General features: G+C 51.7%; 25 protein-coding genes, 1 pseudogene and 1 riboswitch (1 of these 27 only partly in view). Of the genes and pseudogenes, 11 read left to right on the top strand and 15 right to left on the bottom strand.

Annotated features, from left to right (window positions below):
• Positions 1–254, top strand: partial view of a Fur family transcriptional regulator gene (locus tag HP435_RS22005; protein ID WP_173597621.1) — the 3' portion only. The gene continues 43 nt to the left of window position 1, outside the view; 254 of the gene's 297 nt are visible here — the last part of the coding sequence; its start codon lies off the left edge, out of view; it ends in the stop codon at positions 252–254.
• A 99-nt stretch (positions 255–353) separates the two neighbouring features.
• Here the strand turns inward: HP435_RS22005 and HP435_RS22010 are convergent, their stop codons facing one another.
• Entirely contained in the window at positions 354–1154 is an 801-nt protein-coding gene (locus HP435_RS22010; RefSeq protein ID WP_173597620.1) for a serine hydrolase, read from the bottom strand.
• 177 nt (positions 1155–1331) lie between these two features.
• Here HP435_RS22010 and HP435_RS22015 point away from each other — a divergent pair, with 177 nt between their 5' ends.
• Entirely contained in the window at positions 1332–2444 is a 1113-nt protein-coding gene (locus HP435_RS22015) for a GerAB/ArcD/ProY family transporter (protein WP_173597619.1), read from the top strand.
• Positions 2445–2472: 28 nt separating this feature from the next.
• On the opposite strand, the gene HP435_RS22020 is transcribed toward HP435_RS22015, so the two are convergent.
• Together HP435_RS22020 and HP435_RS22025 are read right to left on the bottom strand one after the other, a co-directional pair.
• Positions 2473–3165, bottom strand: coding sequence for a copper homeostasis protein CutC (locus tag HP435_RS22020; RefSeq protein ID WP_173599200.1), 693 nt, complete (start codon positions 3163–3165; stop codon positions 2473–2475).
• 72 nt (positions 3166–3237) lie between these two features.
• Positions 3238–4245 (bottom strand): asparaginase, encoded by a 1008-nt coding sequence (locus tag HP435_RS22025; protein ID WP_173599201.1) that lies wholly within the window; start codon positions 4243–4245, stop codon positions 3238–3240.
• 279 nt (positions 4246–4524) lie between these two features.
• Positions 4525–4568, top strand: a riboswitch (PreQ1 riboswitch).
• 96 nt (positions 4569–4664) lie between these two features.
• Here HP435_RS22025 and queC point away from each other — a divergent pair.
• From queC to queF, 4 genes are read left to right on the top strand one after another with little or no spacing between them, the layout of a single operon-like run.
• Positions 4665–5333: a 7-cyano-7-deazaguanine synthase QueC gene (gene queC / locus HP435_RS22030; protein WP_122964726.1), complete on the top strand. Its 669-nt coding sequence runs from the start codon at positions 4665–4667 to the stop codon at positions 5331–5333.
• Positions 5333–5821, top strand: a complete 489-nt coding sequence (gene queD / locus HP435_RS22035) for a 6-carboxytetrahydropterin synthase QueD (protein WP_122964725.1) — start codon at positions 5333–5335, stop codon at positions 5819–5821. Before queC ends, queD begins: the two co-directional genes overlap by 1 nt.
• Complete coding sequence (gene queE / locus HP435_RS22040; RefSeq protein WP_255679159.1) at positions 5818–6540, top strand: 7-carboxy-7-deazaguanine synthase QueE; 723 nt, start codon at positions 5818–5820, stop codon at positions 6538–6540. Before queD ends, queE begins: the two co-directional genes overlap by 4 nt.
• A 60-nt stretch (positions 6541–6600) precedes the next feature.
• Positions 6601–7095: a preQ(1) synthase gene (gene queF, locus HP435_RS22045; RefSeq protein ID WP_173599202.1), complete on the top strand. Its 495-nt coding sequence runs from the start codon at positions 6601–6603 to the stop codon at positions 7093–7095.
• 233 nt (positions 7096–7328) lie between these two features.
• Here queF and HP435_RS22050 read toward each other — a convergent pair whose 3' ends face one another.
• Positions 7329–8384, bottom strand: coding sequence for a hypothetical protein (locus HP435_RS22050; protein ID WP_173599203.1), 1056 nt, complete (start codon positions 8382–8384; stop codon positions 7329–7331).
• Between the two features lie 502 nt (positions 8385–8886).
• On the opposite strand from HP435_RS22050, the gene HP435_RS22055 reads away from it, so the two are divergent.
• Together HP435_RS22055 and HP435_RS22060 are read left to right on the top strand one after the other, a co-directional pair.
• Complete coding sequence (locus HP435_RS22055) at positions 8887–9294, top strand: DUF6173 family protein (protein WP_122964722.1); 408 nt, start codon at positions 8887–8889, stop codon at positions 9292–9294.
• A 237-nt stretch (positions 9295–9531) separates the two neighbouring features.
• A complete protein-coding gene (locus HP435_RS22060) occupies positions 9532–10302 on the top strand; it encodes an ANT(4')-I family aminoglycoside nucleotidyltransferase (RefSeq protein ID WP_173599204.1) in 771 nt (256 codons plus the stop codon).
• 104 nt (positions 10303–10406) lie between these two features.
• Here HP435_RS22060 and HP435_RS22065 read toward each other — a convergent pair whose 3' ends face one another.
• The 5 genes and pseudogenes from HP435_RS22065 to HP435_RS22080 all read right to left on the bottom strand — a co-directional run bounded on the left by HP435_RS22065 (position 10407) and on the right by HP435_RS22080 (position 14662).
• The gene (locus HP435_RS22065) at positions 10407–11273 is read right to left on the bottom strand and encodes a pentapeptide repeat-containing protein (protein ID WP_173599205.1); all 867 of its coding nucleotides are present in this window, start codon (positions 11271–11273) and stop codon (positions 10407–10409) included.
• A 327-nt stretch (positions 11274–11600) separates the two neighbouring features.
• Complete coding sequence (gene spoIIP / locus HP435_RS22070; RefSeq protein ID WP_173599206.1) at positions 11601–13346, bottom strand: stage II sporulation protein P; 1746 nt, start codon at positions 13344–13346, stop codon at positions 11601–11603.
• A gap of 189 nt (positions 13347–13535) precedes the next feature.
• A pseudogene (locus HP435_RS22075) lies at positions 13536–14087 on the bottom strand (GNAT family N-acetyltransferase); the annotation flags it as partial.
• A 118-nt stretch (positions 14088–14205) separates the two neighbouring features.
• Positions 14206–14334: a hypothetical protein gene (locus HP435_RS29155; RefSeq protein ID WP_255679161.1), complete on the bottom strand. Its 129-nt coding sequence runs from the start codon at positions 14332–14334 to the stop codon at positions 14206–14208.
• Positions 14335–14452: 118 nt separating this feature from the next.
• Positions 14453–14662: a hypothetical protein gene (locus tag HP435_RS22080; RefSeq protein WP_173599208.1), complete on the bottom strand. Its 210-nt coding sequence runs from the start codon at positions 14660–14662 to the stop codon at positions 14453–14455.
• Positions 14663–14842: 180 nt separating this feature from the next.
• Here HP435_RS22080 and HP435_RS22085 point away from each other — a divergent pair, with 180 nt between their 5' ends.
• Positions 14843–15361: an acyl-CoA thioesterase gene (locus HP435_RS22085; protein ID WP_122964716.1), complete on the top strand. Its 519-nt coding sequence runs from the start codon at positions 14843–14845 to the stop codon at positions 15359–15361.
• A 78-nt stretch (positions 15362–15439) separates the two neighbouring features.
• On the opposite strand, the gene HP435_RS22090 is transcribed toward HP435_RS22085, so the two are convergent.
• Both HP435_RS22090 and HP435_RS22095 read right to left on the bottom strand, forming a co-directional pair.
• Positions 15440–17059 (bottom strand): peptide ABC transporter substrate-binding protein, encoded by a 1620-nt coding sequence (locus HP435_RS22090; protein ID WP_173599209.1) that lies wholly within the window; start codon positions 17057–17059, stop codon positions 15440–15442.
• An 85-nt stretch (positions 17060–17144) separates the two neighbouring features.
• The gene (locus HP435_RS22095; protein ID WP_173599210.1) at positions 17145–17630 is read right to left on the bottom strand and encodes a GNAT family N-acetyltransferase; all 486 of its coding nucleotides are present in this window, start codon (positions 17628–17630) and stop codon (positions 17145–17147) included.
• An 87-nt stretch (positions 17631–17717) separates the two neighbouring features.
• Between HP435_RS22095 and HP435_RS22100 the strand changes: the two genes are divergently transcribed.
• Positions 17718–17894 (top strand): hypothetical protein, encoded by a 177-nt coding sequence (locus HP435_RS22100; protein WP_167470308.1) that lies wholly within the window; start codon positions 17718–17720, stop codon positions 17892–17894.
• Between the two features lie 78 nt (positions 17895–17972).
• On the opposite strand, the gene HP435_RS22105 is transcribed toward HP435_RS22100, so the two are convergent.
• From HP435_RS22105 to HP435_RS22115, 3 genes are read right to left on the bottom strand one after another with little or no spacing between them, the layout of a single operon-like run.
• Entirely contained in the window at positions 17973–20891 is a 2919-nt protein-coding gene (locus tag HP435_RS22105; RefSeq protein ID WP_173599211.1) for a WG repeat-containing protein, read from the bottom strand.
• A 52-nt stretch (positions 20892–20943) separates the two neighbouring features.
• Positions 20944–22728: a sensor histidine kinase gene (locus HP435_RS22110; RefSeq protein ID WP_122964712.1), complete on the bottom strand. Its 1785-nt coding sequence runs from the start codon at positions 22726–22728 to the stop codon at positions 20944–20946.
• Positions 22725–23405 carry a response regulator transcription factor gene (locus tag HP435_RS22115; protein WP_122964711.1) on the bottom strand — a complete coding sequence of 227 codons (681 nt, stop codon included), beginning with the start codon at positions 23403–23405 and terminating at the stop codon, positions 22725–22727. The genes HP435_RS22110 and HP435_RS22115 overlap by 4 nt, the downstream gene beginning before the upstream one ends.
• A 126-nt stretch (positions 23406–23531) precedes the next feature.
• Between HP435_RS22115 and HP435_RS22120 the strand changes: the two genes are divergently transcribed.
• The gene (locus tag HP435_RS22120) at positions 23532–24593 is read left to right on the top strand and encodes an AI-2E family transporter (protein WP_063230024.1); all 1062 of its coding nucleotides are present in this window, start codon (positions 23532–23534) and stop codon (positions 24591–24593) included.
• Between the two features lie 66 nt (positions 24594–24659).
• Here the strand turns inward: HP435_RS22120 and HP435_RS22125 are convergent, their stop codons facing one another.
• Positions 24660–25544 carry an NAD(P)-dependent oxidoreductase gene (locus HP435_RS22125; protein WP_122964710.1) on the bottom strand — a complete coding sequence of 295 codons (885 nt, stop codon included), beginning with the start codon at positions 25542–25544 and terminating at the stop codon, positions 24660–24662.
• Positions 25545–25628: the final 84 nt, after the last annotated feature.

Below are 25628 nucleotides of genomic sequence, written 5' to 3' on the forward strand. Positions count from 1 at the left end.
TCGGAAAACGCCTGACGATTCAAAGACGCGCCGTCTTGCGCTATATGCTGATGTCCCAGCAACACCCTACAGCCAAAGACGTTTACCATGCCTTGAAAAACGAAATGCCCAGCATCACACTCTCAACGGTTTACACCAGCTTGCGACTCCTGGCGAAAATGGGGATCGTCAAAGAGCATGTGCACGCTGATACCCCCAACCGTTTTGAAACGCTGGTCAAAATCGATCCTGTTCAGTTAAAAGAAGTCATGTGAGCAAGAGCAAGCATAACGGAAACTAGCAATAAAAAAGGGAACCCGCTAAAAGGGCTCCCTTTTTATTAACCAAACAACTGCTGCAACCTTATCATCGGTTTAAGCCACGGCATAATCGTACACAGCCCTGCCCAGCAAGCCAAGCGTGTGCAAAGCTGCCTCGGGCGTTACATCCTGCGACAAGGCGGCAATCGCAAACTGTCGCCCCTCTACGAAAAGTATCCCGACGTCGTGCTGCCTGCCTGTGTCCCAACCGGATTTGCACGCCAATTCCCAGCCAGGCAAGCCATCCTGATTGCTCGCGGACGGCAGTTGGGACGGCAAACCGTTCAGCACTTGCTGCTTGTTCATAATCGCAATCATTTCTGTACGCGCCGCCCGGGAAAATCCGCTGCCAGAAACGATATGCTCCAGCATCCGCGCCACATCCCCTGCCGTAATCATGTTGTTGGCCGTCACGTCCTGCGGATAAATCATCACCTTGCGCGAATAGTAACTTCGCTCCATTCCCAGCTCACGCATCGTCTGATCAATCAGCTCTTTTCCCACAAAATCGATCAGCATATTCGTCGCTGTGTTGTCGCTCTGAATAATCATCAGCGTAACCAGATCGCGTATGGACAGCTTCAAGCCTGGCGAGAGCGCGTACAAAAAGCCTGATCCGCCTACCAAATCCTCTTTGCGCAAAGGGAGCTGATCCTCGATCCGGGCTTTGCCCTGCTCACAGGCCGCGTAAACCGCTGCCATAATCGGAACCTTGATGACACTTTCGGCAATAAACAGCTCGTCCGGTTGGTGCTCAAAACAGATTCCCTGCGGCACCGCCAGCTCTTTTACTACGACTCCCCATGTCCCTGCCGCTTCCTGCACGATCTTTGACAAACGTTTCTCCAGCTCCACCGCTCTCCATCCCTCCTGTAAAAGTCGAACACAACCGCCTTTCTATTATCATACAATTCCAAAAACATTCCTTACAAGTTACAAGAACGGGTTCAGCTGATCTTCCGGGACGCGGTCGTTTGTCCCGCTACCCGCTTGGAAATAATAGGGAGATCACTCCACTGAAGGTGAAACCTCATGCAGAAGCCCGGAACGATCGGCACGCGCCAATTCACCATTCTGGTTACCCTGATTACGGTCGGAGATTCGATTCTGATCTTGCCGGCAGCCGTAGCGAAAGAGGCCTCCTACGACAGTTGGCTTTCCAGCATCATTGGTGTATTGGTTGGCCTGGCTGTCATCTATCTGTATTGCATAATCAGCCGTTTGCACCAGGAGCACACGCTGATCGGGAAAAACATACTCATTTTCGGGCGTTGGCTCGGTACGGCTTTATCCATCATGTTCCTTTTCACGCTGCTGATCAACGGCTCTGTTTACGTGCGTGCCATCGGCGATTTCATGACCGCGCAAATTTTGAAGGAAACACCGAGCGTTGCCGTCGTCATCCTTCTCGTGGCGTGCTCCCTGTTCGGTGTGCGCCTCGGCTTGGAGACTTTCGCGCGAACGAGCGAGATTTTTTACCTCTGGTTCGTCTTTACTTTTCTCTCGTTTTTTTTCTTGTTGGTACCACAGTTTTCCCTTCGCAACTTGCAGCCCGTTCTGGAAAACGGGCTTGCCCCTGTCATCAGCGGCTCTTTTTCTGTGATCGCCTACCCGTATACAGAGCTGATCGTCTTTTTAATGATTACCCCTTTCGTCGATGTTCCGCAAAAGCTCACTTCTGCTTTTTTGCGGGGAGCGATCTACGGCGGAATCTGCCTGATCACGATCATTTTGATGACGCTTTTGGTGCTCGGTCCGGTGTTGACTGCTACAGACAATTTCCCCAGTTACTCGCTGGCGAAGCGGGTTCATGTCGGGGAGTTTTTTCAGCGGCAGGAAGCCATGATGGCACTGATGTGGTTCGTTTCGATTTATTTCAAGGTCGTCTTGTACATGTACGGCTTTTGCGTAGGCATTCAGCAGCTTTTGAAACTGAAGGAATACCAGCTTCTCACCTATCCTACCTGTCTGTTGTTTGTTGTAGGTGCCATCATCCTTTTGCCGAATGAAACATTTTTGCTTCAAGCCTACACATTTTGGCCGCTCTTTGATTTTTCTGTGGCGGTTGCCTATCCGTTGCTACTCGTCGTCTGGTACCACATCAGGCAGCGACTGCAAAACAAGCCGACTCCTCTGCAAAAGTGAGGGGTCGGCTTGTTTTCATGTCTTTCTTCTATTCTTTTGGCAGGCATGCTCGCTTGATCGCAGCGACTCGCTCGCTGTCCACATAGCGCAAAGCTTGCCCCTCTTCCCTGGCTGCGGTACCGAAATGAACCTCTCGGACGCCAGTCAGCCCGATCAGCTCGGGCGCATTCGTCGCGGACAGCCCGCTCCCTGCCAAAATGGACAGAGTCGAGTTTTCCGTTTTGCGCACCAGCTCCGCAATGCAATCTGCGCCTTCCATGGCTGTACGTTTTCCCCCGGAAGTCAGGATCGTCTTTACTTGCGGATATTGCAACAAGATGTCCAAAGCTCCAAGCTGGCTCACCGCTTCGTCAAAAGCCCGGTGAAAAGTCACGTTCAGGCCGTTTGCCTCTTCCAGCAACAGCTCCAGTCCGTCACGATCCAATTGCTTGTCTGGCGTCAACATGCCAAAAACAACACCTGCCGCCCCTAGCTCGCGGACGACGCGCACATCTTCTTTCATGACACGCAGCTCGTCTTTGGTATAGCAAAAAGATTGGCTGTGCGGCCGCACCATGACATTGACAGGAATGGAGACAGCCTTGACCGCCGCTTCGATCAAGCCCCAGCTTGGCGTAAGCCCTCCCTCCAAAATGCCGGAAATCAGCTCTAGCCGATCTGCGCCGCCTCGCTCTGCGCGTTTTGCATCCTCCACCGAAGTCGCAATCACTTCCACCAGCATGTGATTTCTCCTCTCGTCCGTAGCTTTTATGGACATTGTACTGAGCGTCGCCACCGTTGCGCAAGTGCGCGCCTAGCATTTTTCCAGAACGAACACGGGCCGCTTTTCCCCGACGACCAACTGGTTATCGTTGACGATTTCTTTCGGGGCCAACGCATGCAACCTGGCGATGGTCTCCTTGTTGCTGTAATCGATCTGCTCCAAAATGTTGGCGATGACGAGCGGCCAAACCAGCTCTGAACCGTCCAGTACCTTCAGCGAAAAGCTGATTCGCTCCTTTTTCAGCGCAAAACCGTATACGCCCATCGCGCCGCCTTTGGCAATAATGTTCGGATCGGTCAGCAGAGCTGTGCAGATGAATTGGTGGCTGGCGATGATTTCCGGGTGGGCCGTCATCCAGCCCGTCACTTTTTCAACCGCCTGGCGATTTTCTTGTTCCGCAATCAGGTCGGGACAGGCCAGCTTCAAATAAGCGATCGCCAAATGCTTGAGTGGCAGGGCATAAACAGGAAAGCCGCAACCGTCGACAGCAAGGCCGATGTGCTCCTGCGGGTACTCGGCGAGACTGGCGAAAGCTGCCAGGGCCTCCTGCTGGGCCGGATGCTCCTGCTTGTAGTAATCGCTGGTCGTATAGCCGCGTTCCTTGGACAACGCCAAAAAGCCCAGATGCTTTCCTGCGCAGTTGTGAAAAAGTCTGCGCTTGGCTACACCTTGGGACAAGCAGGCGAACTTGGGCGCTTCATTTAATGGATACGTCGGGCAGGTTAAAAGTTCGTCTTCGCGAATGCCCGTTTTGGCCAAAAGCGATTCCAGCCCTTCCAGATGATAGGCTTCACCGCGATGAGAAGCCGCGAACAGCGCCGCTTCCCGACTTGTCAGACCGAATCTTTCGTCAATTTTTTGCCTCGCTACCGGAAGCGCCTGAAACGGTTTGGCAGCGGAACGCAGCAAGGCAACATGCATCACATCTCCTGCCGAATAAATGACCTGGCCGTGCTCATCCACGCCGCAAACGATGCCTGAATGAACATTTTCCAATATACCTCCGCGATACTCTTCTACTAATGGGACATCCCGCATTATTCTCACCCGTTCTGTTCTATTTTTCTAATTATTCCATTCGCAGGATAATTGATTGTAATAAAGGTAAAAATTCATTCATTTAAAGTATTAAAACCAGAATTATCCGTCTTTTTATACACTGATTTTCTCCATTGATGTTATTAAAAAATACTAGCAGTGACACCATATTCCGTCAATCGTTTTTTCGTTGCCGATTGCCCACAGCTGGCCAATCTATAGTATAATGGCTCAGGATGGCAGCCGCCATCAATCGCATACGAAATCCGCGCGACTGGCGCGGGAGAGGTTCGCGAACTCCCTCTATAAAAAACTAAGGTGGACAACAGTACCGATCCCTTGGTATTGTTTTGTTTTTTTGCAGGAGCAAGTTCAAGAACTCTCTTTCTTCCATTACGATACTGAAGGAGATGGAGAGCATGAAAAAGGAAAAAGCCGTCGTTGTGTTCAGTGGAGGTCAGGACAGCACCACTTGCCTGTTCTGGGCCAAGCAGCAATTCGGCGAAGTAGAAACGATTACGTTTGACTACGGGCAGCGGCACAAGCTGGAAATCGAGTGTGCCAAAGAGATCGCCCGGGAGTTGGGCGTAGCCAACACCGTATTGGACATGAGCCTGTTGAATCAACTCGCTCCCAATGCACTAACCCGCACAGACATCAACATCACCCAGGAAGAAGGCCAGCTTCCATCCACATTTGTCGACGGGCGCAATCTGTTGTTCCTGTCTTTTGCAGGCGTTTTCGCCAAGCAAAAAGGAGCGCGGCATTTGGTTACTGGCGTTTGCGAAACGGATTTTAGCGGCTATCCCGATTGCCGCGATGCGTTTGTCAAATCGCTCAATGTGACGCTTAACCTGTCCATGGATTATCCGTTTGTGATCCATACGCCGCTCATGTGGCTCGACAAGGCGCAAACGTGGAAGCTGGCGGATGAACTGGGTGCCTTCACCTATATCCGCGAAAAAACCCTCACCTGCTACAACGGCATCAAAGGCGACGGCTGCGGCGAATGCCCTGCCTGCCACCTGCGAAAAGCCGGACTGGACAAGTATCTTTCCGAAAAAACTCAATCCGGGGCCAACGTCTGATGAGCGCAAACTTTGACTTTCGCATCGTCGACCGCATGCAGACACTTGGCACCCATATTCAACAATCGCAGCTGCGCTACCATAACAAGCGCGTGCTGGTGAGCAAGGAGTTTACGTTTGACGCCGCCCACCATCTGCACGCCTACGAAGGCAAATGCAAAAACTTGCACGGACACACGTACCACGTCGTGTTTGGCATCAGCGGCTACCCGGATGAAATCGGGCTGGTCATCGACTTCGGCGACATCAAGCAAATCTGGAAGGAACATATCGAGATTTACTTGGATCACCGCTACCTGAATGAAATGCTGCCGCCGATGAACACCACGGCAGAAAACATGGTCGTCTGGCTGTTTGAACAAATGGAGCAGCAGCTTCAATCTGACGTCTATCGCGACCGCTACCGCGGCGCTCGCGTCGAATTTGTCCGCCTGTTTGAAACGCCGACGAGCTACGCCGAGGCGAGACGGGAGTGGATGATGGAGTGAGCATTCCCGTTCTGGAAATTTTCGGCCCGACGATTCAAGGGGAAGGCATGGTCATCGGGCAAAAGACGATGTTCGTCCGCACCGCTGGCTGCGACTACCGCTGTAGCTGGTGTGACTCCGCCTTTACGTGGGACGGCTCGGCGCGCGATGAAATCAAGCAGTTGTCCGTCGAGGAAGTCTGGGCAGAGCTAACGCGTCTGGGCCAAGACCGTTTTTCCCATGTCACCATCTCTGGCGGCAACCCGGCGCTTCTCGCAGGCATGGGCGAGCTTGTCTCGTTTTTAAAGGAACGCGGCATTCGCACGGCGCTGGAGACACAAGGAAGCCGCTGGCAGGAATGGCTGCCGCTGATCGACGACATCACGATTTCTCCGAAGCCGCCCAGCTCTGGCATGAACACGGATTACGCCGTGCTCGATCGCATCGTGGGCGCTCTGACGGAGCAAAAGCATCCGGGGCTGAGCCTGAAGGTCGTCGTGTTTGACGACGCCGACTTCGCATATGCGCGCGACATCCATCGGCGGTATCCGGCGGTTCCTTTTTTCCTCCAGCCGGGAAATAGCGATCTCGTCAGCGCGGACACGCACGAACTGAGAGAAAAGCTATTGGAAAGCTTTGAATGGCTGATCGACCAGGCGATGGCCGCCCCCGATTTGAACGACGCGAAAGTGCTGCCGCAGCTCCACGCCCTGGTCTGGGGAAACAAGCGCGGCGTGTAGGCGTGTAAATGAAAAGCCAGGATTGGATTATAGATGAAAAAAAGCGAGGATGAGAAACCAATGAACGAACAACAACGCGATCTGTCTTCCCTCACCCTGCTGGGCAACCAGGGAACGGCCTACAACTATTCATACGACCCGAGTGTACTGGAATCTTTTGACAACAAGCACCCGTACCGCGACTACTTCGTCAAGTTCAACTGCCCGGAGTTCACCAGTCTGTGTCCGATCACCGGACAGCCGGATTTTGCTACGATCTACATCAGCTACATCCCGGATATTAAAATGGTCGAGAGCAAATCGCTCAAGCTGTACCTGTTCAGCTTCCGCAACCACGGCGATTTTCACGAGGATTGCGTGAACGTGATCATGAACGACCTGATCAAGCTGATGGACCCGAAATACATCGAGGTGTGGGGCAAATTCACTCCGCGCGGCGGCATCTCGATCGACCCGTACTGCAACTACGGCAAGCCGGGAACAAAGTACGAAGAGATGGCCAGCTATCGCTTGATGAACCATGATATGTACCCGGAGAAAGTGGATAATCGGTAGAGGTTGATGTTGGTTAGAGTGAGAAAACCCTTGATATGCAAGGGTTTTTCTTTGACCGTCGCTGCCGAGGTATATATTTAGATAGAAAATGCCCCAAGCAGTGAGGACTATTTTTAGTTTTGACTAGGTAAGACAACTACAAAAAATCCCTACTAAATAGTAGGGATTCCGTTATAACTAAGTCAAATCGTCATCAAATAAATGTAGCACTAATATCCTTCTAGCAAATTTTCTTATAAATCTGTCAAAATCAATTCAATGGTCCCACTGTTTAGTTTCGCTTGAGAATCAAGATTTCTATAATAATTAATATAATGGTTATGTCTAAAAACTATTCCTGCATCGTTATTGGTCACACGAACACCTGGTTCATAAACATAGTTTTTCTTTGCAGTCTGAGTACCTAAAGCAAAATCAACAACCCACTTAGTATAGTGAGATGAAAGGCTTGATTCATCAATAATATTTGCTGATTTCCTGTTGAAAGTCCAACTCACCGAGGGAACTAACCCTGACAATCCAACAATAACCGAAGTGTCTGTGTCAGTGGTATATGGTCCATATGAGCGGATTGTTTGTTCGTCAATTTCATCACCAAGATGTCTGTATCTCATTGCTAATTCACGAGTTTGATAATCATTCATAGGCTCTGTTTGATTGAAAAACTTAACATCCCAAACAGATACTTTCTTGCCACTTAATGTTGATATACCTCTTCTTGTATAATCTACGTTGCTAGTATAAACACCCGCTAATGTGTTTCGGTTATTATCTCTCACTCTGTATGTGTAAGAATCGGAATAAGTATCATCATCAGAACTTGCTGAGGCTTTTAATGAACTCATATTCCTTGCGCCTTTATTTTCAGCAAGTTCAACTTTTTCTTGAATTTCTTCACGAATTTCTTCTAAAGGGACTTCATCTAGTTGATCAAAGATATAATCAACGTGTCTAGTACCATCTTGTTTATAGACACCTACCCCCATCAGTTTTGGTGGCACTCCTTCATCTTCAGACGAACGATTTATTTTGAGTTCAGTCTTAATATAATCCTTTATATCTTTGGGATCTATTTCTTCACCTTCATTATGGATGAAGTAATAAGTTTCTTCGCTATCATTATTACTTAATGTTTTTAACGATTTTGAGGAACGAGACTCATCTAATGAGATTTCAACTATATCCATCTTTTTTTGTCGTTCTTTTGCTAATAGGTTGTCACTAAATCCAGGAGTTAACACTAATGTCGTAGCCAAACAGACACACAAAAAAGATGATAACTTTTTCATATTAATACCACCTTTTACCTTTTAATTTTTCTATGTTATTATATACATAAAATCCAAAAAAAGGAATAAAAACAAAAATGTTCAAATTATTAGAAGTTTTGATAATTATAGTTTTGGGATTTTTTACTGGGTTATTCTTTGGAGGAGATAGCAATATATTACTTGGAGGTATATTTTGGGCTTTAATATTTATTTTACTTAAACTATATGACAAATGAATCAATTGCCCTCCCCGGACGCATAGTCCATAAAAAAAGCGGCAACCAAGTTTCGTCAACAATCCGTCAACAATCCGTCAACAACTCACGTTTCGACAAGTACGAAACCCTTATACATCACTGGTTTAAGGCATATAGTTTGTAACCGGAAAAAGTCGACAATCGCTAGAATCGAGGGAAACTCCTTTCCTGACAAGGAGTTTCCCTTTTTTTATCCGAGCAAAATTTAATCTTTTTCAAATTATTTTCATAGATTATAATGTTTGTAAAAAGGGGGTATTGCTATGGCAGCCAACGAGTATAGCTTACCTACATCCCCAAATGCTGTGAAAACGAAAGAGCTTCCTGTATTTGAGGTACAGCCCGATCAAAATCTTGCGAGCGAATTTCACAAGCGCTTAATTCAAATGATTGCCGAATTTGAGATATCCCTGGATGAACAGCATGAAGTCGGGATGCGGCTGGTATCGTTCGGCCAAAATATCACCTTGCGCGTAGAAGGGATCGGCTATTTCAATCCCAGTCTGATTCGTTTTTTCGGAACAACAGAAGCAGGCGCCCCAGTCGAACTCATCCAGCACATCTCGCAAATCAGTTTTCTCTTGATGGCAGTCAACAAAGCAGACCCGGCAAACCCGCCCAAGCGGATCGGGTTCAGCGCTTCCGAAGAAACAAAAGAAGAAGACGTGTAACAGCGTCTTCTTTTTGCATGGTCAGGGCATTCGGTCTTTCCTGGATACGCCTGGGCAAAATATATTGTAAAAACATGGTAACCAAGTTAAAGTAGCGTATAAATAGGAACCTACCTTTTCTGTTGTTGGAGGAGACTGCTCATGCATCCCAAAAACATCCCTCGTTAAGCCCGCGGCCCTCCATTCGTGAGCATTTGTCCCATTCCCCCCAATTAAACTCAAGGGAGATGCATACAAATGAGCATGAATGGACCAACAAAAATATCTCGCACCGAAAGACTGCAAACCTGCAAGGAAATTGCCGCCCGATTGCACGAGGTTTACGGCGAAAAAGTCTTGGCGATCGGCGTCTATGGCTCGGTATCGCGCGGAACGGACGGCCCGTTCTCTGATATAGAGATGTTGTGCGTCCTGGAAGAGTCAGGCGAAGAAACGGATTTCAGCCACGAATGGTCTGCCGGACCATGGAAAGCCGAAGTGAATGTCATCAGTGCACATGTGCTTTTGGACATGGCTGCTACTGTCGAAGATGACTGGCCGCTGACCCATGGTCCTTTTTTCGCCCCGCTGAGTCTGTATGATCCGAAAGGCTTTTTTCAAACGTTGAAAGAAGCGGCGCACTCTCTTGCCAAAGAAGCGTTCACGCAGGCAATCAACGGCGTGCTTGTAGGTGAAATGTACGAGTTCATCGGGAAGCTGAGGAATATCAGCCTGGAAGGCCCCCGCACTTACCTCCCTTACCTGGCCATGCAATTTGCCCAATACGGCGCTATGCTGATCGGGCTGCACCAGCAGACGTTCTATTCGACAGGAGCCAAGGTACTGCCTGAATCGTTGGAACTGCCAGATCGACCGGATGGCTACGACCAGATAGCGACAATGGTGATGGCTGGAGATTTGGCGGATTCGGGCAAAATCGTCGCGGCCTGCGAGCGGTTTTGGAACGGACTCCACGCATGGGCAGCCAAGCATCAGTATGTGATTCACACAGAACGAATCCCATTTTAATGCAAGCAAAAATCGGTTTATTGCCAGTTTGCCTGTTTGGAAAAAGCCTCGCTGTATGCGGGGCTTTTCTCCTTCTCCTGCAATCATGAAGTTGTGCCAGAAGCTTACGCCCAATGCTCAGGCCGCGTAAACGAGAGCGGTATTTTCGTGGCAGCATCGCCCTTCGCTGCGTTGAGCTGGGCCTGGGTGAGAAACAGGCTGTCCGTCAGATCGGCGCCGCGCAAATCGGTATCGCGCAGATCAGCGCCAATCAGGTCGGCCCATCTCAAGTTTGCGCCGCGCAAATCAGCCGCGATCAAGTAGGCTCCGCGCAGGTTCGCTCCCAGCAAATCGGCTCCTTTGAGCTTCGCGCCAATCAGATCGGCTCCCCGCCCCACATTTCTCGCTTTGATGCGTGCGCCTTTCTGCTTGCGACAGGCTTCCGTCCGCACCAGTTCGCTCGCCTCCCGCAACAACTCGCCTACTTCTGCCCGATGTGCAGGTACATCTACCCGCAAAAGCTCTGCCGGAGCAAGCTCCGTGAACCGCTTCGTCTCCCGCAACACATCGTCCAGCTTCGCGTGAAGGGAACGGGCAGCCTGAAAAGTCAGCGCTTCCGTCAAATACCAAAGCAGCTCATGCAACTGCCACATGATCGGAAAAACTCCGTACATCTGGCTTGCCAGCTCAGGCGCTTGTCTCCAGTCACGCCCTCCGTATGTCTCTTGGGAAAGCTTTTGCCCTGCGCCGAAGCAATCGTAGACTGTACAGCCGCGAAAGCCGATCTGCCGCAAGCTTTGATGAACCCCGCAGCGAAAATCGGCCTGCAAGTTGCGACAGGGGGTACCTGCGTCTTTGTTGATTGCAAAATCCGAAGAAGCGGCAAAAGGCAGCGCCACACAGCACAGTCCGAAACATTTTTCACAGTCCGCTCGCAAATCATCGCGCAACCCCGCCAGGCTCGGCGCATGATTGCCCTGCTGATCATCCATACTTATCCTCCTGAAAAATAGCCGCTTCATCGTATCAGCACTCAACTGTCAAAAGAGGCGATAAGGTCAAGCGGGCTAACAAATAATTACCATCGTAGTACGCCGACCGTATCTCGTCAATCCATTGTCGCTTCCTGCCTGATTGTCTCTGTTCTGTCGCACAAAAAAGCACGATCCGCCTTGCGCCGCTGGCAAAAGGATCGTGCTTGCTTTTTGTGAAATGGGAAACAAGTATCGGCGTTTTTGCGAAAACGGATGTGCCAGCTTCCCGCCAACCTGTCTGCCGCAGTAAGCGAAAAACGGCGCGACCATTTGGTTTCTTGCAAGTTACTTGAAGGCGACTTGCGACTCCAGCATGTAGTTGACCAGCACATCGGCAAAAGCCTCTGCCGTATTGTAGCATTCTTCCAGCGTGTTGTTCGTTCCGCCAAACTCCAGAAGCAGACTTCCCGTCGAGACAGACTGGTTGTACACGCCGTTTCCTTCGTTTTTGCTTTTTAAAATGACGCCGCGCGACAGGCCGGGATAGTATGCTTCCAGGCGTGCATGAAGGGCATCGGCCAACTTTTTGTTCTCCAGATAGCTCGGGTTGGCTGACCCGATGACAAACAGCATGCGCGAATACGTTTTGCCGTTGATCGTGATGGCGACTTTGCTGCGCGGCTCGTCGCTATCCCGGTGAATGTCGAAAATGTACTTGAGATTCGGGCTGGTCGTCGCCGCTGCCGCAACCGCTTTGTACGATTCGGTGTAGGACATCGAGTAGCTCTTTTTCTGCTCCGCCAGTTTTTGCGCGAAGTCGTCCTGGTTGACCATCGACGGGATGCCTTTTCCTTGCAGGATTTCGCCCAGTCGCTTGCCTACCAGCGTAATGTTGATCTCAGGATCGTCCACCGAGCTGCCCTGTGTATTGCGCGCTACATTTCTCCATGACTCGCGGTTGTGCGTGTGGTAAATGTAGACCGTTTCATTGCCGATCATGCCTTGATTGTAGCCTACTCCCGTTGTCGGTCCTGTGGAGCCTGGCGTCGGTGTTCCCGTCCCCGCAGCTGGAATCAGATCGACAATCCAGCCGGCGATGTAAGCAACCGAGTTGTCTGGCAGGCGAATGGCGTACCATTGCCCTACGGTTTGCACGATTGGAAAAGTTTGACCAGGCTGGACGTTGCCCACGACATCGTATTCTGTACCGGGGCCGCTGCGCAGGTTGGTGTCGGCGTTTTTCACGCGAACCGTCGCTTCTGCCGGAACCGGAGCAACTACTGGCGGCTGTGTCGTCTGACCCGTTCCACCTTGCACGACCGGTTTGAAAATATAGGCGTAGGTGCCGTAGTAGTCAATCGTGTACCACCCGTCCGCATACCCGTATTGCGTAATTGTGGTGCCGCCATTGACTTGTCCAATCACCGTTCCCAAAATATCAGGAGCTGCATACACCTCATAGCTCTCGTTCAGAACGAGCGGCCCTGCTCCCAATCCGCCAGGTGTTTCTGGTACGGTCGGCACGGGGGTCGGCTGCGGAACGGGAACCGGGACAGGCGTCGGGGTTAGCACTGGCGTCGGTGTCGGAACAGGAGTTGGCGCTGGTTTCGGTGCTGGCGCCGTCGTTTCTACCAAAAAGCGTGCGTTCACCCAACCGCTCGCTTGGTCGGACAGCTTGAGTTGCGCCCACTCGCCCTGCTTTTTCATTTGCAGGAAAACTCCGTTCTTGTCAATAATTTGCACAATTTGCGAGGTGGCGTTTGGCTCTGTACGCACATTCAGCATATCCACATTGCTTTTTACGTATTTGATTTGGGGAATTTCAAGCATTTTCACATACTTGTTGTTGACCCAGCCAGTCTTGCCGTTGGTAAGCTTCACTTGCGTCCAGTCTTTTGTTCCCTGCACGATGGGCAGACGTGTTGCTTTGGATATCGTGCCGACGATCTGGGTCGTCGTTCCCGGGGTATCGCGAATATTCAACTGATCAACCGTTACCTCGACATGTGTGGCTGCTTCCGCGAGGGAAGCCGGCAGCAGGAAAATCAGGCAGCAGGCAGCAATAACACTGTTTTTTACGCGTGCAAGCAAGATTCTTGTTCTCCTTTTGTGTAGAGATCGTTAGCGAGATTGGTAAATCTAGCCTGATAGTAAAATTCGTGATTCGCCTGCATTTTCCTTCATCTTCCGACATCTTTTCGGCGCGCTTTCCGCGATTGCTGACAAAATGACGCAGCGATTCGTCCGCTCCCCAGACGAATGGCTCAGCACTTATGGCTCGATCGACTCTTCCGGCTCCTCCCTGACGATCGCAAGCGTCTGGTGATCCTCCCAGCGCCCGTTGATTTTCACGTTTTTGCGGGCGAGCCCTTCCTTGTGAAAGCCCGATTTGAGCAGCACCTTGATCGAACCCAGATTGTGCGGCATCACCCCTGCTTCCAGCCGATGCAAGTCCAATGTCTCAAACGCATAACGGACAACGAGCTTGACCGCCTCCGTCATATAGCCTTTTCCGTTGTGCTCCTGATCGAGGAAATAGCCGATCCAGCCGCTTTGCAGATTGTAGCGCACCACCTCGGAAAGCATCACTCCCCCGATCACCTGATCCGTCTGCGGCAAACACACGAGGAAAACGTACCCGCGATCCTCCGCGCATAAGGTCATGTACTGGCGAATGCGTTCGAGCTGTCCTTGCAACGTATAAAAGTGTTCGTCCCGCTTTCCGGTAAAAAGCTGAAAAAATTCGCGGTTTCGCACCTCAAGCTCCAAAAGCGCTTGCGCGTCCGACTCGGTGACCAGGCGGACGTAAATGTTGTCTCCATGCATGTGCATCGTGCTCTTCTCTCCCTTGTGGGACTGGTTTGCCCCAGCTATTTTTTTGCATAAAAAACACCACAGGTTCATCCCCTGTGGTGTGGCATTTGCTCCGCTGCCAGCTGCAAAAGCGCGATTAACTCACAGGCTCCCCGTTCGTATATCCGTTTTTGGACAGACTTCTCCCGCAGTTAACCGCAGCAAAGAAAACAGCGGTGGAGTAGCCGATGCCTTTGGCCAAAGACTGCAACGATCTTTTTTTCATCTGGACTCTCTCCCTTCCGCTGGTTTCTGGAAAATATACGACACTTGCGCATCCGACTGATCCTGATTTTGCCAGAAGTATACGCTATCGCTGCCACCTTTGGCAAGCTTGTTGTCCGCTACTTGTTCTTTTTTGCCTGCCTCCACAGCATATAGACATTCGCAAGCGAAGTAACGACCAGACACCCCAAGAGGACATTGGTCACGATTAGCGTGTTCGTCAAGCCGCGAATCGGAGCCTGCATCACGGCAAGCACCCCTGCCAGCTTGTCGGGAAGCTCGTAGATCGCAGCGAGGAAAGCATTGACATCCTGTAGGTACTTATCCATAGCAACCGCTCCCTTGTATCGATCACCCACGTTTTTCCTGCCCAGTTGCTATCGTTTGCAGGAAAGGCGCTCGTCATGCTCATTTTGCTATGGATAAAACCATCCTACTTGTGGAACAATAGATATGAGAATATTACAATGATTCATAATTGCAGGGACAAAAAGAAAGGAAGTTTTCTCATGACGATCGAGCGCTTTGTCCGGGAGTCCCGAACTTTTAAAGCCAGCCACGTTCTGCCTCCCGATACGAACAACCACAATACGCTGTTTGGCGGACGGCTGATGGCGCATATTGATGACGTCGCCGCCATTTCCGCGATGAAGCACGCCCGCGGACCAGTCGTGACCGCTTCTACCGATTCCGTCGATTTTTTGCATCCGATCCGCGTGGACAACGAAGTTTCGCTCGAAGCGTTCGTCACCTGGACACACCAGACGTCCATGGAAGTATTCGTCAAAGTCGTTGCCGAAGACCTTTTGAGCGGAAAACGCACCGTCTGTGCCACCTCGTTTCTCACCTTCGTCGCCATCGGCCCTGACGGACGCCCGACCCCTGTGCCCAAAGTCGTAGCGGAAACCCAGGAGGAGATTTTTCTGCACGACGGAGCCGCCGAAAGAGCCGAAGCACGCCAACAACGCCGCAAGCGCAGCAAGCACCTCGCTGATTTGCTCGGCACAAGACGTCCGTGGGAGCCGTAAAAAATGCATGGCGAGCCACAGCAAAAAGTCCCCTTTTCCAGTCGGCGGAAAGGGGACTTGCTGTTTTCCTTCGTGCTTTTATTCCTTCGAGGCCCATTTGAAATCGATGTAGCCAAGGTCATCCATAACGATGCCCTTCACCTTTTTATCCTGCACCCAGTTGTTTGTGTAAAAATAAATCGGGATGACGGGCATTTCATCCATCAGGAGCTTCTCGGCCTGCGCGAGCAGTTGCTGGCGTTTGGCTGGATCGGCTTGGCTCGCCGCCTGCTGAAGCAGCGACTGATACGCTTTGTTTTCCCATTTCGTATCATTCAGACCGCCGTCTTTCTCCTTGTACAGCTCCAAAAAATTCGCCGGATCGGCATAGTCCGCAAACCAACCGGAACGCCCGATCTGGTAGTCGCCGTTATGCAAGTTTTCCAGAAAAACTTTCCACTCCAACTCTTGCAGTTGGACTTCCACACCTAGCGTCTGTTTCCACTGACGCTGAATCTCGACAGCGACCTTTTGGTGAACGGGAGATTGGTTCAGCGATATCGCAATCGGCGGCAGCTTGGCCAGGCCCAGCTCTTTCATGCCTTCTGCGAGCAACGTTTTCGCCAACTTCTGGTCGTTGTCCTTGAAATACGCTGGCTGTTTGCTTTTGTCGCTGACAGGTACTGCCGTCAAAGCTGGCTCCTGGTTTCCTTTGAGCACCGTATCGACGATCGCCTGACGATTCAATGCGTAGGCGAACGCTTTGCGAATTTTCGCATTGGTAAAAGGCGCTTGCTCTGTATTGAACTTGTACCAGTAAACGGCTGCGAGCGGCTTCGTATGCAGGAGTCCTTTTTCTTGCAAGATCGGCAAAGCATTCAGTGGCAGCTCGCCAAACGGGGCACCCGCCATGTCCACCTCGCCTGCATCAAACTTGGCCAGCGCTTGATCCTCACCTCTGCTGATGGAAAAGTCGAGCTTGTCCAGCTTGACTGCTGTCTGATCCCAATAGCCCGCGTTTTTGCTCAAGGTCAGCTTGTCGTCACGATTCCAGGAAGCGAGCTTGTACGGGCCGTTTCCGACATGTGTCGAAGCTTCCTCTGCCCAGGCCGGGTTGGCAGCCACTACTTTTTGATTGACCGGATAAAAGACGGGAAAAGCAGTCAGCTCCGCGAAGTAAGGAGTAGGCTGCTCCAAAATGACGCGCAATGTTTTCGCATCTACCGCTTTTACCCCTACCGCATCCAGCTTCTCCTTGCCGCTGTTGGCCTTTTCCGCATTCAGGATCGGAAAGAGCTGGTAGGCGTAGCTGCTTTCCGTGTTCGGATCGAGCACGCGCTTCCAGGCGTATTCAAAATCGTGGGCGGTGACAGGATCGCCGTTGCTCCATTTTGCCTCGCGCAAATGAAAGGTGTACGTCTTCAAATCAGCAGACACGTCCATTTTATCAGCCAGCGAAAGCTGCAACTTCCCATCGGGACCAATCCGAACCAGTCCGTCAAATAAGGCTCGGGCCAAAGTGAGCGAATGCTGATCATCTGCCACTGCCGGATCAATCGACATCGGCTCATCCGACAGATTCAGCCGCAAAACTTTCGCGGAATCGGCTGGACTGACGGCCTGTGTCTTCGCCTCACTCGCTCCAGCATGCGCTGCGCTTGCGGCAACCACTCCCGTAGCTACTAACACCGTCAAAGCCCTTTTGCTTCGTAGCTTCATTGTCCTTCTCCTTTTATTCCTGATTATTCAAACATTACATATAATACCAAAACATCCAATCAGAAACAAACCGCTGAGTTTAAACCTACAGCGTCCAATGATAGTGCAAAAAGCCTTGTGCATCAGCCTTCTGAAAGACAAAGCCGTTTTTTAGCAGCACTTTTTGCGAAGCGATATTGTCCGCAGTTGTCTTGGCGTGCACTTCCCGGATGCCAAGCTGCTGCACGTACTCGCCCAGCAAAAGTCCGAGTGCCGAAGAAGCAACGCCTTTGCCTGCGGCCTCTTCGCCGACGCGATAGCCCAGCTCCGCGCTCGCTCGCTTTTGATCGATGTCTACCAAATTCATTCTGCCTAAAATAATGCCTTGCTCACTTTTGATCAGCGAAAAGAACGCTGTCCCTTCCGCTTGTTCTGCAAGCAAAGCCTGCAAGCTTTCTAGAAAATGCTCGTCCTGATAATACGCTTCGCCACGGCTGGGCACTGTCCGTTCAAAAAACTCCCTGTTCTTGCTCTCGAACGCCAAAAGCGCGCGGGCATCCTCCTGCTTTAACGCTTCGATCAAGACCTTCATCTCTAACACTCCTTTGAAAAAACGTCCCTTCTCCTCATCTGGCAGCGAAATCGGCTACAATAGAGGAAGATAGGGGGAATCACACTTATGGCTTATTTGGAAGAGGGAACTTTTGTTGCCTATCTCGCCTTTTCGATTTTCTTCCTGGTCGCCTACAAGCTCGATCAGATTTCGTTTGTTGCTTTCGTTGTTTCTCTCGTGGTGACAGCCTTGGTGCATGCCGCCTTTTACTTGCTCGTCCTGAAGTATTGGCCGATTTTTTAGCTGAATGGAACCGGACCAGCAAAATGGCACGGGTGATTGCAGAGACTCCCCGTGCCGCTTTCCATCGACTATGTTCGTTTACTTCCCGACTTGCTTTTCATAGGCAGCGAGCAGTTGGGCCGCCTGCTTCTGGTAAGCTGTCAAAAACGGTTGGACGCCCTGTTCCCACTCTGCTTGCGGCAATGGCATCGGCAATTGCTCCGCAGGACGTCCGTTGACCAAAAGCATCGATTCGATCATTTTCTTTTGGGCAAAGGACAGCTCCCCTTGTTTCAGCACCTTGGGCTTCGCCACCTTTTTTCCTGCCAAGGAACGCAGCAGTTCAGAAAAAAACATCTGGTGGTACTCCCGGTACAAATCCATCGTCTGATAGTATTGGTTTCCCCCGCGCTGCAGAACAATTCCCCGCTGTTCGGCCCACCGTGTCAGCTGCTCCGCTGTCATGGACAAGCTGCTTTTTCCCGTCGCCATATAGTAGACGAGGCTGTACATGTCTTCGTCACTCACGTCTGAACGGCCCTCATCCGGCTTGATGATCGCTTTGCCTGTCAGCGCCGCGAGCACTTCGCTCTTGCCCGCGCCTTGCGGAAGTTCCAGATACAACGCCAGATTCGCGTAGAACTTGCCCTCGCTGCTGCCGCCCTCTGGCCAGCTGTACGGCTTGCCGAAGTCGATCAGCTCCAGCGGATTTTGCTTCATCAGCTCGCTATACGCCGCAAAGCTCGGCAGCTGGAGCTGACGATAGCTGATCGCGGGCTTTTTCGTCAGAAGTTTGCTGGCAAACAGCTCTTTGCCCTCCCGATCGAGGTAGCCGAACTGGTCTTTTTTGCTGAACGCAAAAGGCGGCTGTCCTTCCGCCGCAGACCACAAACCGGGAAATGCTTCACTGGACAGCCGGATCGACTCGTACTGAGGAGCGGTCAACTGCTTCCCGTCCTGGGTCAACAATCCGTGCAAGCCCGTCGCTTTATCCCGATAGACGATGGCTTTCGCTCCTTTGTCGCTTAGCCCGAGCAGCTTCAATGCCTGATAGCCCCCTGTCGTCAATCGTTGCAGCGACGACGAGTACACATGCCAGCCATCGCTTTCCGCAATCAGCAGACCGCCAAAGTAAGAATCCGCCTGATATTCGCTTGCGCCCGCCACCTTTTTCACCAACTGGTTGCCTTCTTCGCCCCAAAAGTCCAGCGTGCCATCCGTTCGCATCATCACGGCGACTTTTTTCTCTCCCACCACTTTGTACACTGCTTCCCGATACACAAAATCGCTTGCGGCCTGCAGCTCCCCATCCGCAATGGTGAGCAGTGCCAGCTTGCTCGTGCCTTCCTTGCCTCCCCACGTGTAAAAGGAATCGCCCACCTGGATGAAGGTGACGGGCGGAGCATCGCTTCTTTCACGCATAAAGGCAATCTTCAGCTGCGTGGTGAGCAGCTTGCCATCGGGAGTGTACAGGTCAGCCATCTGTCCGTCTGCTGCCACGATCAGTTTGGACACGTCATCCAGATAAACTTGTTGATACAGCTTGCTGATCGGCTGATTGGTCGTACGGTTGACAATCACGGTTCCTTTGCCCGCTTCGTATACCCCATTCAACTGTTCAGACAAAGTCTGGACATGTTGCCCGCTCTCCGGCTTGCCGCTAATCCCGCCGAATCGCAGCACTTTCCCGTCCGGCTCGGTCACTACGATATGCCCCGTAGCTTCCTCATAACGAAAACGGCGGTTCTCGACAGGCGACAAAATCAGACCTTCATTTTCCGAATACAGGCCGATTTTACTTCCGTCCTTGATCAGTTGCATACTGTAGCTGCCGCCGATTGGCGCGGCGGAGTCAAACCAAAAGTCAGGCTCTTTGATCGGCTTTCCCCAAGCGGGCAACATCGCCTTTTTCCCATCGCTGCGCACAAGCTGTCGAGCAGCCGGCGGCCCTTCCACTTTCGGATAGACAAACGGGATCACTGCTTCCCCGCCGACCTGGAGCACGCCGTACATGCCTGTCTTCGGGTCTTGCCCCAGCACGTAGCTGTCATGCAAATAGGTCGCGCCCTGTTTCAACGCATGCTCTGTTCCCTTGGCGATGGAATGATAGGTGACGATCCCCTTGTCCAGCGTCCAGTACAAATCGGGATTATTGTACTCAAAGCCGACCTCTTGATAGAGCGGTTCCGCCAAAAATCGTCCGTCCTTCCACAAGCCCGTGCCTTTTTGCGCGAGCACCTGAAAATATCCCTCGTTCCACGTGTAGATCGCCTTGTACTTCGCTGGCAAAACGTATTTCCCGTTTACGTCCACCAAGCCTTCCATGCCGCCTGACCTCACCTTGAGGTAAGCAGTCTTCGGCCCGCCCTCATTCGGAATCAACTGCGTATTCGCCAACGAAAATCTCGGCTTGAACGAAGCGGCATCATACAGCGTGATCCCTTTGGCAGTCGAAGCCACCAAGTAACGCGTTTCTTTTGCCTCCCGATCTCCCGTCGCTTCCGGGGGAATCAGCGAAACGACAGAGAGCTTGCCGGCAAACGGCGGTATGAGCACTTTGCCTGTACTGTCCAAAAGCATGGACGTCTGCCCGACAAACACGATCGCGTCAGCGTAATCCGCGGACAAGGAGTACGTGTGCGCTCCCGCGAATTTGGCAGCAGACAGCTTTTTCGTCGTCAGATCGATGTATTGAAACCAGCCGCCCTTTTGGACGATCGCCACATTGTTGCGCCCGGGAATTTCTATCTGATCCCAGCTGGCAGGCGTGATTTCTTTTCCCGTGCGGGCGTCGAGCAATCCTTTTTTCCCGGCTTTCGTCACAATCACCGTTTGCCCGGCGTACTCAAACTCATCGTACTGGGCTTTGGTCAACAGAGCATGCCCGTCAGTAAACCCAACCTTGTAATCAGTCAAGTAAGGCTGAACCGTAGTAAACGTTGCTGCTTGCACGGGCGCCACCCATGTGCTGGTCAAAAGCATCGCAGCCGTCAGCAGGCTAATCCTTACGCGCTTCATTTGTTTCTTGCCTCCCTGCTTCGTTTTCTTCTGCTAAAAGTCAGACGCTTTATCAGGCAAATGGTTTCATTTTCCCATAACTGGGCAATGAAAAATAAAAAGCGACGCCTGTCTTCGTATTGCGCACTCCGTATGCTGCCTCGTGCAGTTCCAGGATGTGCCGCACGATGGCAAGACCGAGTCCCGTCCCGCCTGTCTTGCGGTTGCGCGAGCGTTCGATCCGGTAAAAGCGATCCCAGACGAAGCCAAGCTGCTCCTCGGGGATTGGCTCGCCTTCATTTTCAATCGTGACGCGCTGGGCGTGCTGCTCGCCTTCGATCCGCACGGTAATTTCACTGCCGGGATTGGCGTAGCGGATGGCATTGACCAGGATGTTGAACAGCACTTGCTCGATTTTTTCCTGGTCGGCAAACTGCGCTTCCTCATTCGCCAAAATCGTGACGATTCGAAGCTCTTTGTCGCGCAGATGGTGCATGAGCCGCTCTCCGATCTCTTCCGTCAGCTCGCTCAGGAAAAACCAGCTTTTTTTCAGCTTGGTCGTCTTCGCCTCCAGCTTCGCCAGCTCCAGCAAGTCGCGGACAAGCTCCTCCATTTTTTCCGTCTCGTCGAGGATGACTTCGATGTACCGCTCCCGCTTGTTCTCCCCTACGCCGTCCCGCAGCCCTTCCGCAAAGCTTTTGACGATGCTCAGCGGCGTCTTCAGCTCATGCGAGGCATTCGAGACAAAATCTTTCTGAATCAGCTCCATCCGCTGCTTGTGATCCATCTCCTGACGCAGTTGCTCATTGGCTTGCTGCAACTCCCGCAAGGTCACATCCAGCTTTTCCGACATCGTATTCAGGCTGCGCGCGAGGCTGCCGAACTCGTCGTTGCGGGCAAGCGGCGACTTGACGGAAAAATCCAGCCTCGCCATGCGCAGGGCGCTTTTGTTCAAAGACAGCAGCGGCTTGGTGACGATTTTGGAAAAGAGCAAGGAAAGCACGAGAATGAGCGCAAAGCCGCCGATTCCGATGTAGATGTAAAACAGCCGCAAAGCATCGTTTGCCTCGCTGATTTGTTGCAAGGAAGTCAGGGCGACGATCAGCTCGCTCAGCTGCCCGTTTCGGATCACGGGATGAATCGCGACCAGGCTGCGCACGCCGCTCCACGGTTCCACCCACTCTTCCTCCAGCACCTTGCCGTGTTCCAGCGCCCGTTTCCGTTCCTCCGACAGCGGGAACAAGTCTTTTAACACATGAAACAAAATGCCTTGCCGCAAATTCCACTGGTTGGGCGCAGGCAAAAACAAATCGGTAATTTCACCGCTGACGCTGACCAAAGACGGGGCGGTGTCGCTTGCTTTCAGGCTGCCGATGTCGGCTGCACCCGCTTTTCTGATCACGCGGGGATAAAACATCTCCTGGAGCAGTCCTTCCTCGAAGACGCCAATCGCCTCGATCCGGTCGCCTTTTTGCAAATTCGCGCTCAACAGGGCACTCCGCTCCTCCTCCGGGAACAGCGACAAAGAGATTTTTACACTTTTTCCAGCCTGATCGCGGATGACGATGCGAAACGGATTGTCGTACTTGACCTGCCCGTTCGTGCTGACAATCGCCAGCTGCGTCTTGTTGCGGCTGATGAACGCCGACAGCTCCCGGGCCATGCTTTCGGCGTCCCACTCCCGCGATACATACTGTTGGGAAAAGGCTTCGAGCTTCTTTTCCAGATCGTTCAGCTTTTTGGATTGATAAAATTGCTCGAAAAAAAGTAACTGACCGATCATAATAATCGTATAAAACAACAGGAAAAACGATGCGGTAATGGCAAACAGCTTGAGTGTCACGCCCCATTTTTTCATCGCTCTTCCTCGAACGTGTAGCCTGCCTTGATGACAGTCCGTATGTGTCTGGCTTCGCTGCCGAGCTTGCTGCGCAGCTTCTTGATGTGGGTATCGACTACGCGCAAGTCGCCGAAGTAATCGAAGCCCCATACGTGATCCATAATCGTTTCTCGCGACAGCACGATCCCGGCGTTTTTGATCAGATAGACCAAAAGCTCGTACTCTTTTGGCGCGAGGTCGATCTCTTCTCCCTTGATCTTCATGCGCCGGGCATGCCGATTGATGACGACTTCGCCAAAGCGAAGCAAATGGTCAGTTCCCCGAACGGTGCCTTCGACCCGCTTCATCAGCGAAGTCGCCTTGGCTACCAAGACTCGCGGACTGAACGGCTTGGTGACATAGTCGTCCGCGCCAAGCTCAAAGCCTTGCATCTTGTCATCCTCTTCCGATTTGGCGGTGAGAATGATGATCGGCACGTCGGAGTTTGCCCGGATTTCCTTGCAGACGGTCCACCCGTCCATTTCCGGCATCATGATGTCGAGGATGACCAGATCGACCCGGAGCTTTTCCATCATCTGTATGGCTTGCTTGCCGTTTTCTGCTTCATGCACAATCCATTGCTCTTGCTCGAAGTAGTCCGCGACGATTTCGCGGATGCGACTCTCATCTTCGACAAGCAGCACTTGACGCTTCATGCTGAGTGCCCTCCTTGGTACGTGTTATTTACAGCATTCGCCAAAAAAAGACACAGGAAATACACATCGTTGCGGTAAGCTTATGGAAGAAAAATAGCGCGTCTCGAAATTGGAAAGGATGTTCCCATGAATTTGCCCACCTTCTTGCAAAATAAGGATTTCAGACGTTTCGGTATATTGGCGTTGTTTTGCCTCCTGCTTTATTCGCTCGGAAGCATGATCAACGTTGTTTTGCTAACTTTTCTCGTCACATTCCTGATGGATCGATTGCATCAGTTTCTCACCAAATCCATTCACAAGCTTGTGCCTGTAAGTCCCAAGCTGACTCTCATTTTCCTGTACTTGCTGCTCGCTGTTTTGCTCGTATGGGGCGGGATTCGCGCCTTTCCGGCCTTGATTCACGAAACCGGGCAACTGATTCATCTGATCGAACAAGTCGTGCGGGCGAACCAGCACTCCGAATTTGCCCCGTATGTCATGTCTACCTTAGACAAGCTTGACATGAAAGGTCTGGTCAAGAGCAGTCTTGACTTTTTGACCGTCGTGAAAAATATGGGCTTCAATCTGTTTTTGGCCCTTTTGCTCAGTCTGTTTTTCTTGCTGGGCAAAGACAATGTCGTCCAGTTCACGTCCCAATTCCGCACCAGCAAGCTGTCCTGGCTGTATAGCGAAATTGAATACTTCAGCCAAAAGTTTATTCTGACCTTCGGGAAAGTAATCGAAACCCAGCTGCTGATCGCCTTGTTCAACACCGTGTTTACGTTGATCGGCTTGTGGATTCTCGGCTTCCCCAACTTGTTCGGACTGTCGCTGATGGTGTTCGTGCTTGGGCTGATCCCGGTTGCCGGCGTGATCATCTCCTTGATTCCGCTCAGCGTGATCGCTTTTAGCATCGGTGGGCTACCTACCGTCATATACTTGCTTTTGTTTATCATGCTGATTCACGCGATGGAAGCGTACGTCCTGAATCCGCGCCTGATGGCGTCGAAGACCCATCTGCCGATTTTTTACACGTTCGTCGTCCTGATCTTCTCCGAGCATTTCTTCGGGGTGTGGGGATTGATCGTCGGCATTCCGTCGTTCGTGTTCTTGCTCGACATTTTGGAAGTGAAAAAGATGGGAACGCCACAACCTAAAAACAAACCTGTACCCAGCGAAGCTTTGGACGTTCGGGTCAATGCAAAATAACAAAGGAGCCCGTCTCAAGCGGGCTCCTTTTCTTGCGTCTGGCGCTCGGCCAAGCGGCTCACTTCCTTATTGGCGATCAAACCATTTGATCAAAGCCTGTGTCCCGCTGTCCGCTTCGCCTTTTTCCGCCAACTCCTCGTAGAGCGATTTCGACAAGGCAAGCCCGGGAGTCAACAGCCCCATTTCCTCGGCCGCTTCCAAAGCAATCCCCATGTCTTTGATAAAGTGCTTGATGTAAAAGCCTGGCGCGAAATTTTCGGCTATCATCCGCGGAGCCAGATTGGACAGCGACCAGCTTCCGGCCGCTCCCGCTTCGATGCTGGTCAGCACGCGCGCAGGGTCCAGTCCCGCTTTTTTCGCATAGGCAATCGCTTCGCACACGCCGATCATATTCGTTGCAATGCAAATTTGATTGCACATTTTCGTATGCTGCCCCGCACCTGGTCCCCCTTGGAGAACCACGTTTTTGCCCATGATCGCAAGCAGCGGCTCGACCGCTTCAAACGCTTCCTGATCGCCGCCGACCATGATCGTCAGACGCGCCTCCCGCGCTCCTACGTCGCCGCCGGATACAGGGGCATCCAGCGAATGGAGCGAATGCTGTTTCGCTTCCTCGTAAATTTTTTGCGCGAGGGACGGCTTCGATGTCGTCATATCTACCAAATAAGTACCCGGCTTCGCATGAGCAATGATCCCATCGACGCCGAGGTACACCTCTTCCACATCAGACGGGTATCCGACCATCGTAATGATGACATTAGCCTGTGCGGCAAGCTCGCTTACCTGTTCCTTCCAGACGGCTCCCGCATCCAGCAGCTCCTGTGCTTTTGCCTTCGTGCGCGTGTAAATCAGCACACTATACCCTGCCTGCAAAAAGTGCTTCGCCATGCTTTTGCCCATGACGCCCGTTCCCACAAAACCGACGACGGTTTCTTCTGCACGTAAAGTCACGCTACCAGCTCCTCGTTCTCTCTATGCTATCACCGCCTATACTTCTTGAAAGAGGCGGAATATTCCTGCTGTCAAATCAAGGAG

The organism is Brevibacillus sp. HD3.3A (assembly GCF_013284375.2).
Taxonomy (GTDB): Bacteria; Bacillota; Bacilli; order Brevibacillales; family Brevibacillaceae; genus Brevibacillus; species Brevibacillus parabrevis.

Excerpts from the sequence above, each read along its gene's own strand:
- HP435_RS22015 (WP_173597619.1), top strand. The coding sequence starts at position 1,332 with ATGCAGAAGCCCGGAACGATCGGCACGCGCCAATTCACCATTCTGGTT.
- HP435_RS22020 (WP_173599200.1), bottom strand. The coding sequence starts at position 3,165 with ATGCTGGTGGAAGTGATTGCGACTTCGGTGGAGGATGCAAAACGCGCA.
- HP435_RS22025 (WP_173599201.1), bottom strand. The coding sequence starts at position 4,245 with ATGCGGGATGTCCCATTAGTAGAAGAGTATCGCGGAGGTATATTGGAA.
- queC (WP_122964726.1), top strand. The coding sequence starts at position 4,665 with ATGAAAAAGGAAAAAGCCGTCGTTGTGTTCAGTGGAGGTCAGGACAGC.
- queD (WP_122964725.1), top strand. The coding sequence starts at position 5,333 with ATGAGCGCAAACTTTGACTTTCGCATCGTCGACCGCATGCAGACACTT.
- queF (WP_173599202.1), top strand. The coding sequence starts at position 6,601 with ATGAACGAACAACAACGCGATCTGTCTTCCCTCACCCTGCTGGGCAAC.
- HP435_RS22050 (WP_173599203.1), bottom strand. The coding sequence starts at position 8,384 with ATGAAAAAGTTATCATCTTTTTTGTGTGTCTGTTTGGCTACGACATTA.
- HP435_RS22055 (WP_122964722.1), top strand. The coding sequence starts at position 8,887 with ATGGCAGCCAACGAGTATAGCTTACCTACATCCCCAAATGCTGTGAAA.
- HP435_RS22060 (WP_173599204.1), top strand. The coding sequence starts at position 9,532 with ATGAGCATGAATGGACCAACAAAAATATCTCGCACCGAAAGACTGCAA.
- HP435_RS22065 (WP_173599205.1), bottom strand. The coding sequence starts at position 11,273 with ATGGATGATCAGCAGGGCAATCATGCGCCGAGCCTGGCGGGGTTGCGC.
- HP435_RS29155 (WP_255679161.1), bottom strand. The coding sequence starts at position 14,334 with ATGAAAAAAAGATCGTTGCAGTCTTTGGCCAAAGGCATCGGCTACTCC.
- HP435_RS22080 (WP_173599208.1), bottom strand. The coding sequence starts at position 14,662 with ATGGATAAGTACCTACAGGATGTCAATGCTTTCCTCGCTGCGATCTAC.
- HP435_RS22085 (WP_122964716.1), top strand. The coding sequence starts at position 14,843 with ATGACGATCGAGCGCTTTGTCCGGGAGTCCCGAACTTTTAAAGCCAGC.
- HP435_RS22090 (WP_173599209.1), bottom strand. The coding sequence starts at position 17,059 with ATGAAGCTACGAAGCAAAAGGGCTTTGACGGTGTTAGTAGCTACGGGA.
- HP435_RS22095 (WP_173599210.1), bottom strand. The coding sequence starts at position 17,630 with ATGAAGGTCTTGATCGAAGCGTTAAAGCAGGAGGATGCCCGCGCGCTT.
- HP435_RS22100 (WP_167470308.1), top strand. The coding sequence starts at position 17,718 with ATGGCTTATTTGGAAGAGGGAACTTTTGTTGCCTATCTCGCCTTTTCG.
- HP435_RS22105 (WP_173599211.1), bottom strand. The coding sequence starts at position 20,891 with ATGAAGCGCGTAAGGATTAGCCTGCTGACGGCTGCGATGCTTTTGACC.
- HP435_RS22110 (WP_122964712.1), bottom strand. The coding sequence starts at position 22,728 with ATGAAAAAATGGGGCGTGACACTCAAGCTGTTTGCCATTACCGCATCG.
- HP435_RS22115 (WP_122964711.1), bottom strand. The coding sequence starts at position 23,405 with ATGAAGCGTCAAGTGCTGCTTGTCGAAGATGAGAGTCGCATCCGCGAA.
- HP435_RS22120 (WP_063230024.1), top strand. The coding sequence starts at position 23,532 with ATGAATTTGCCCACCTTCTTGCAAAATAAGGATTTCAGACGTTTCGGT.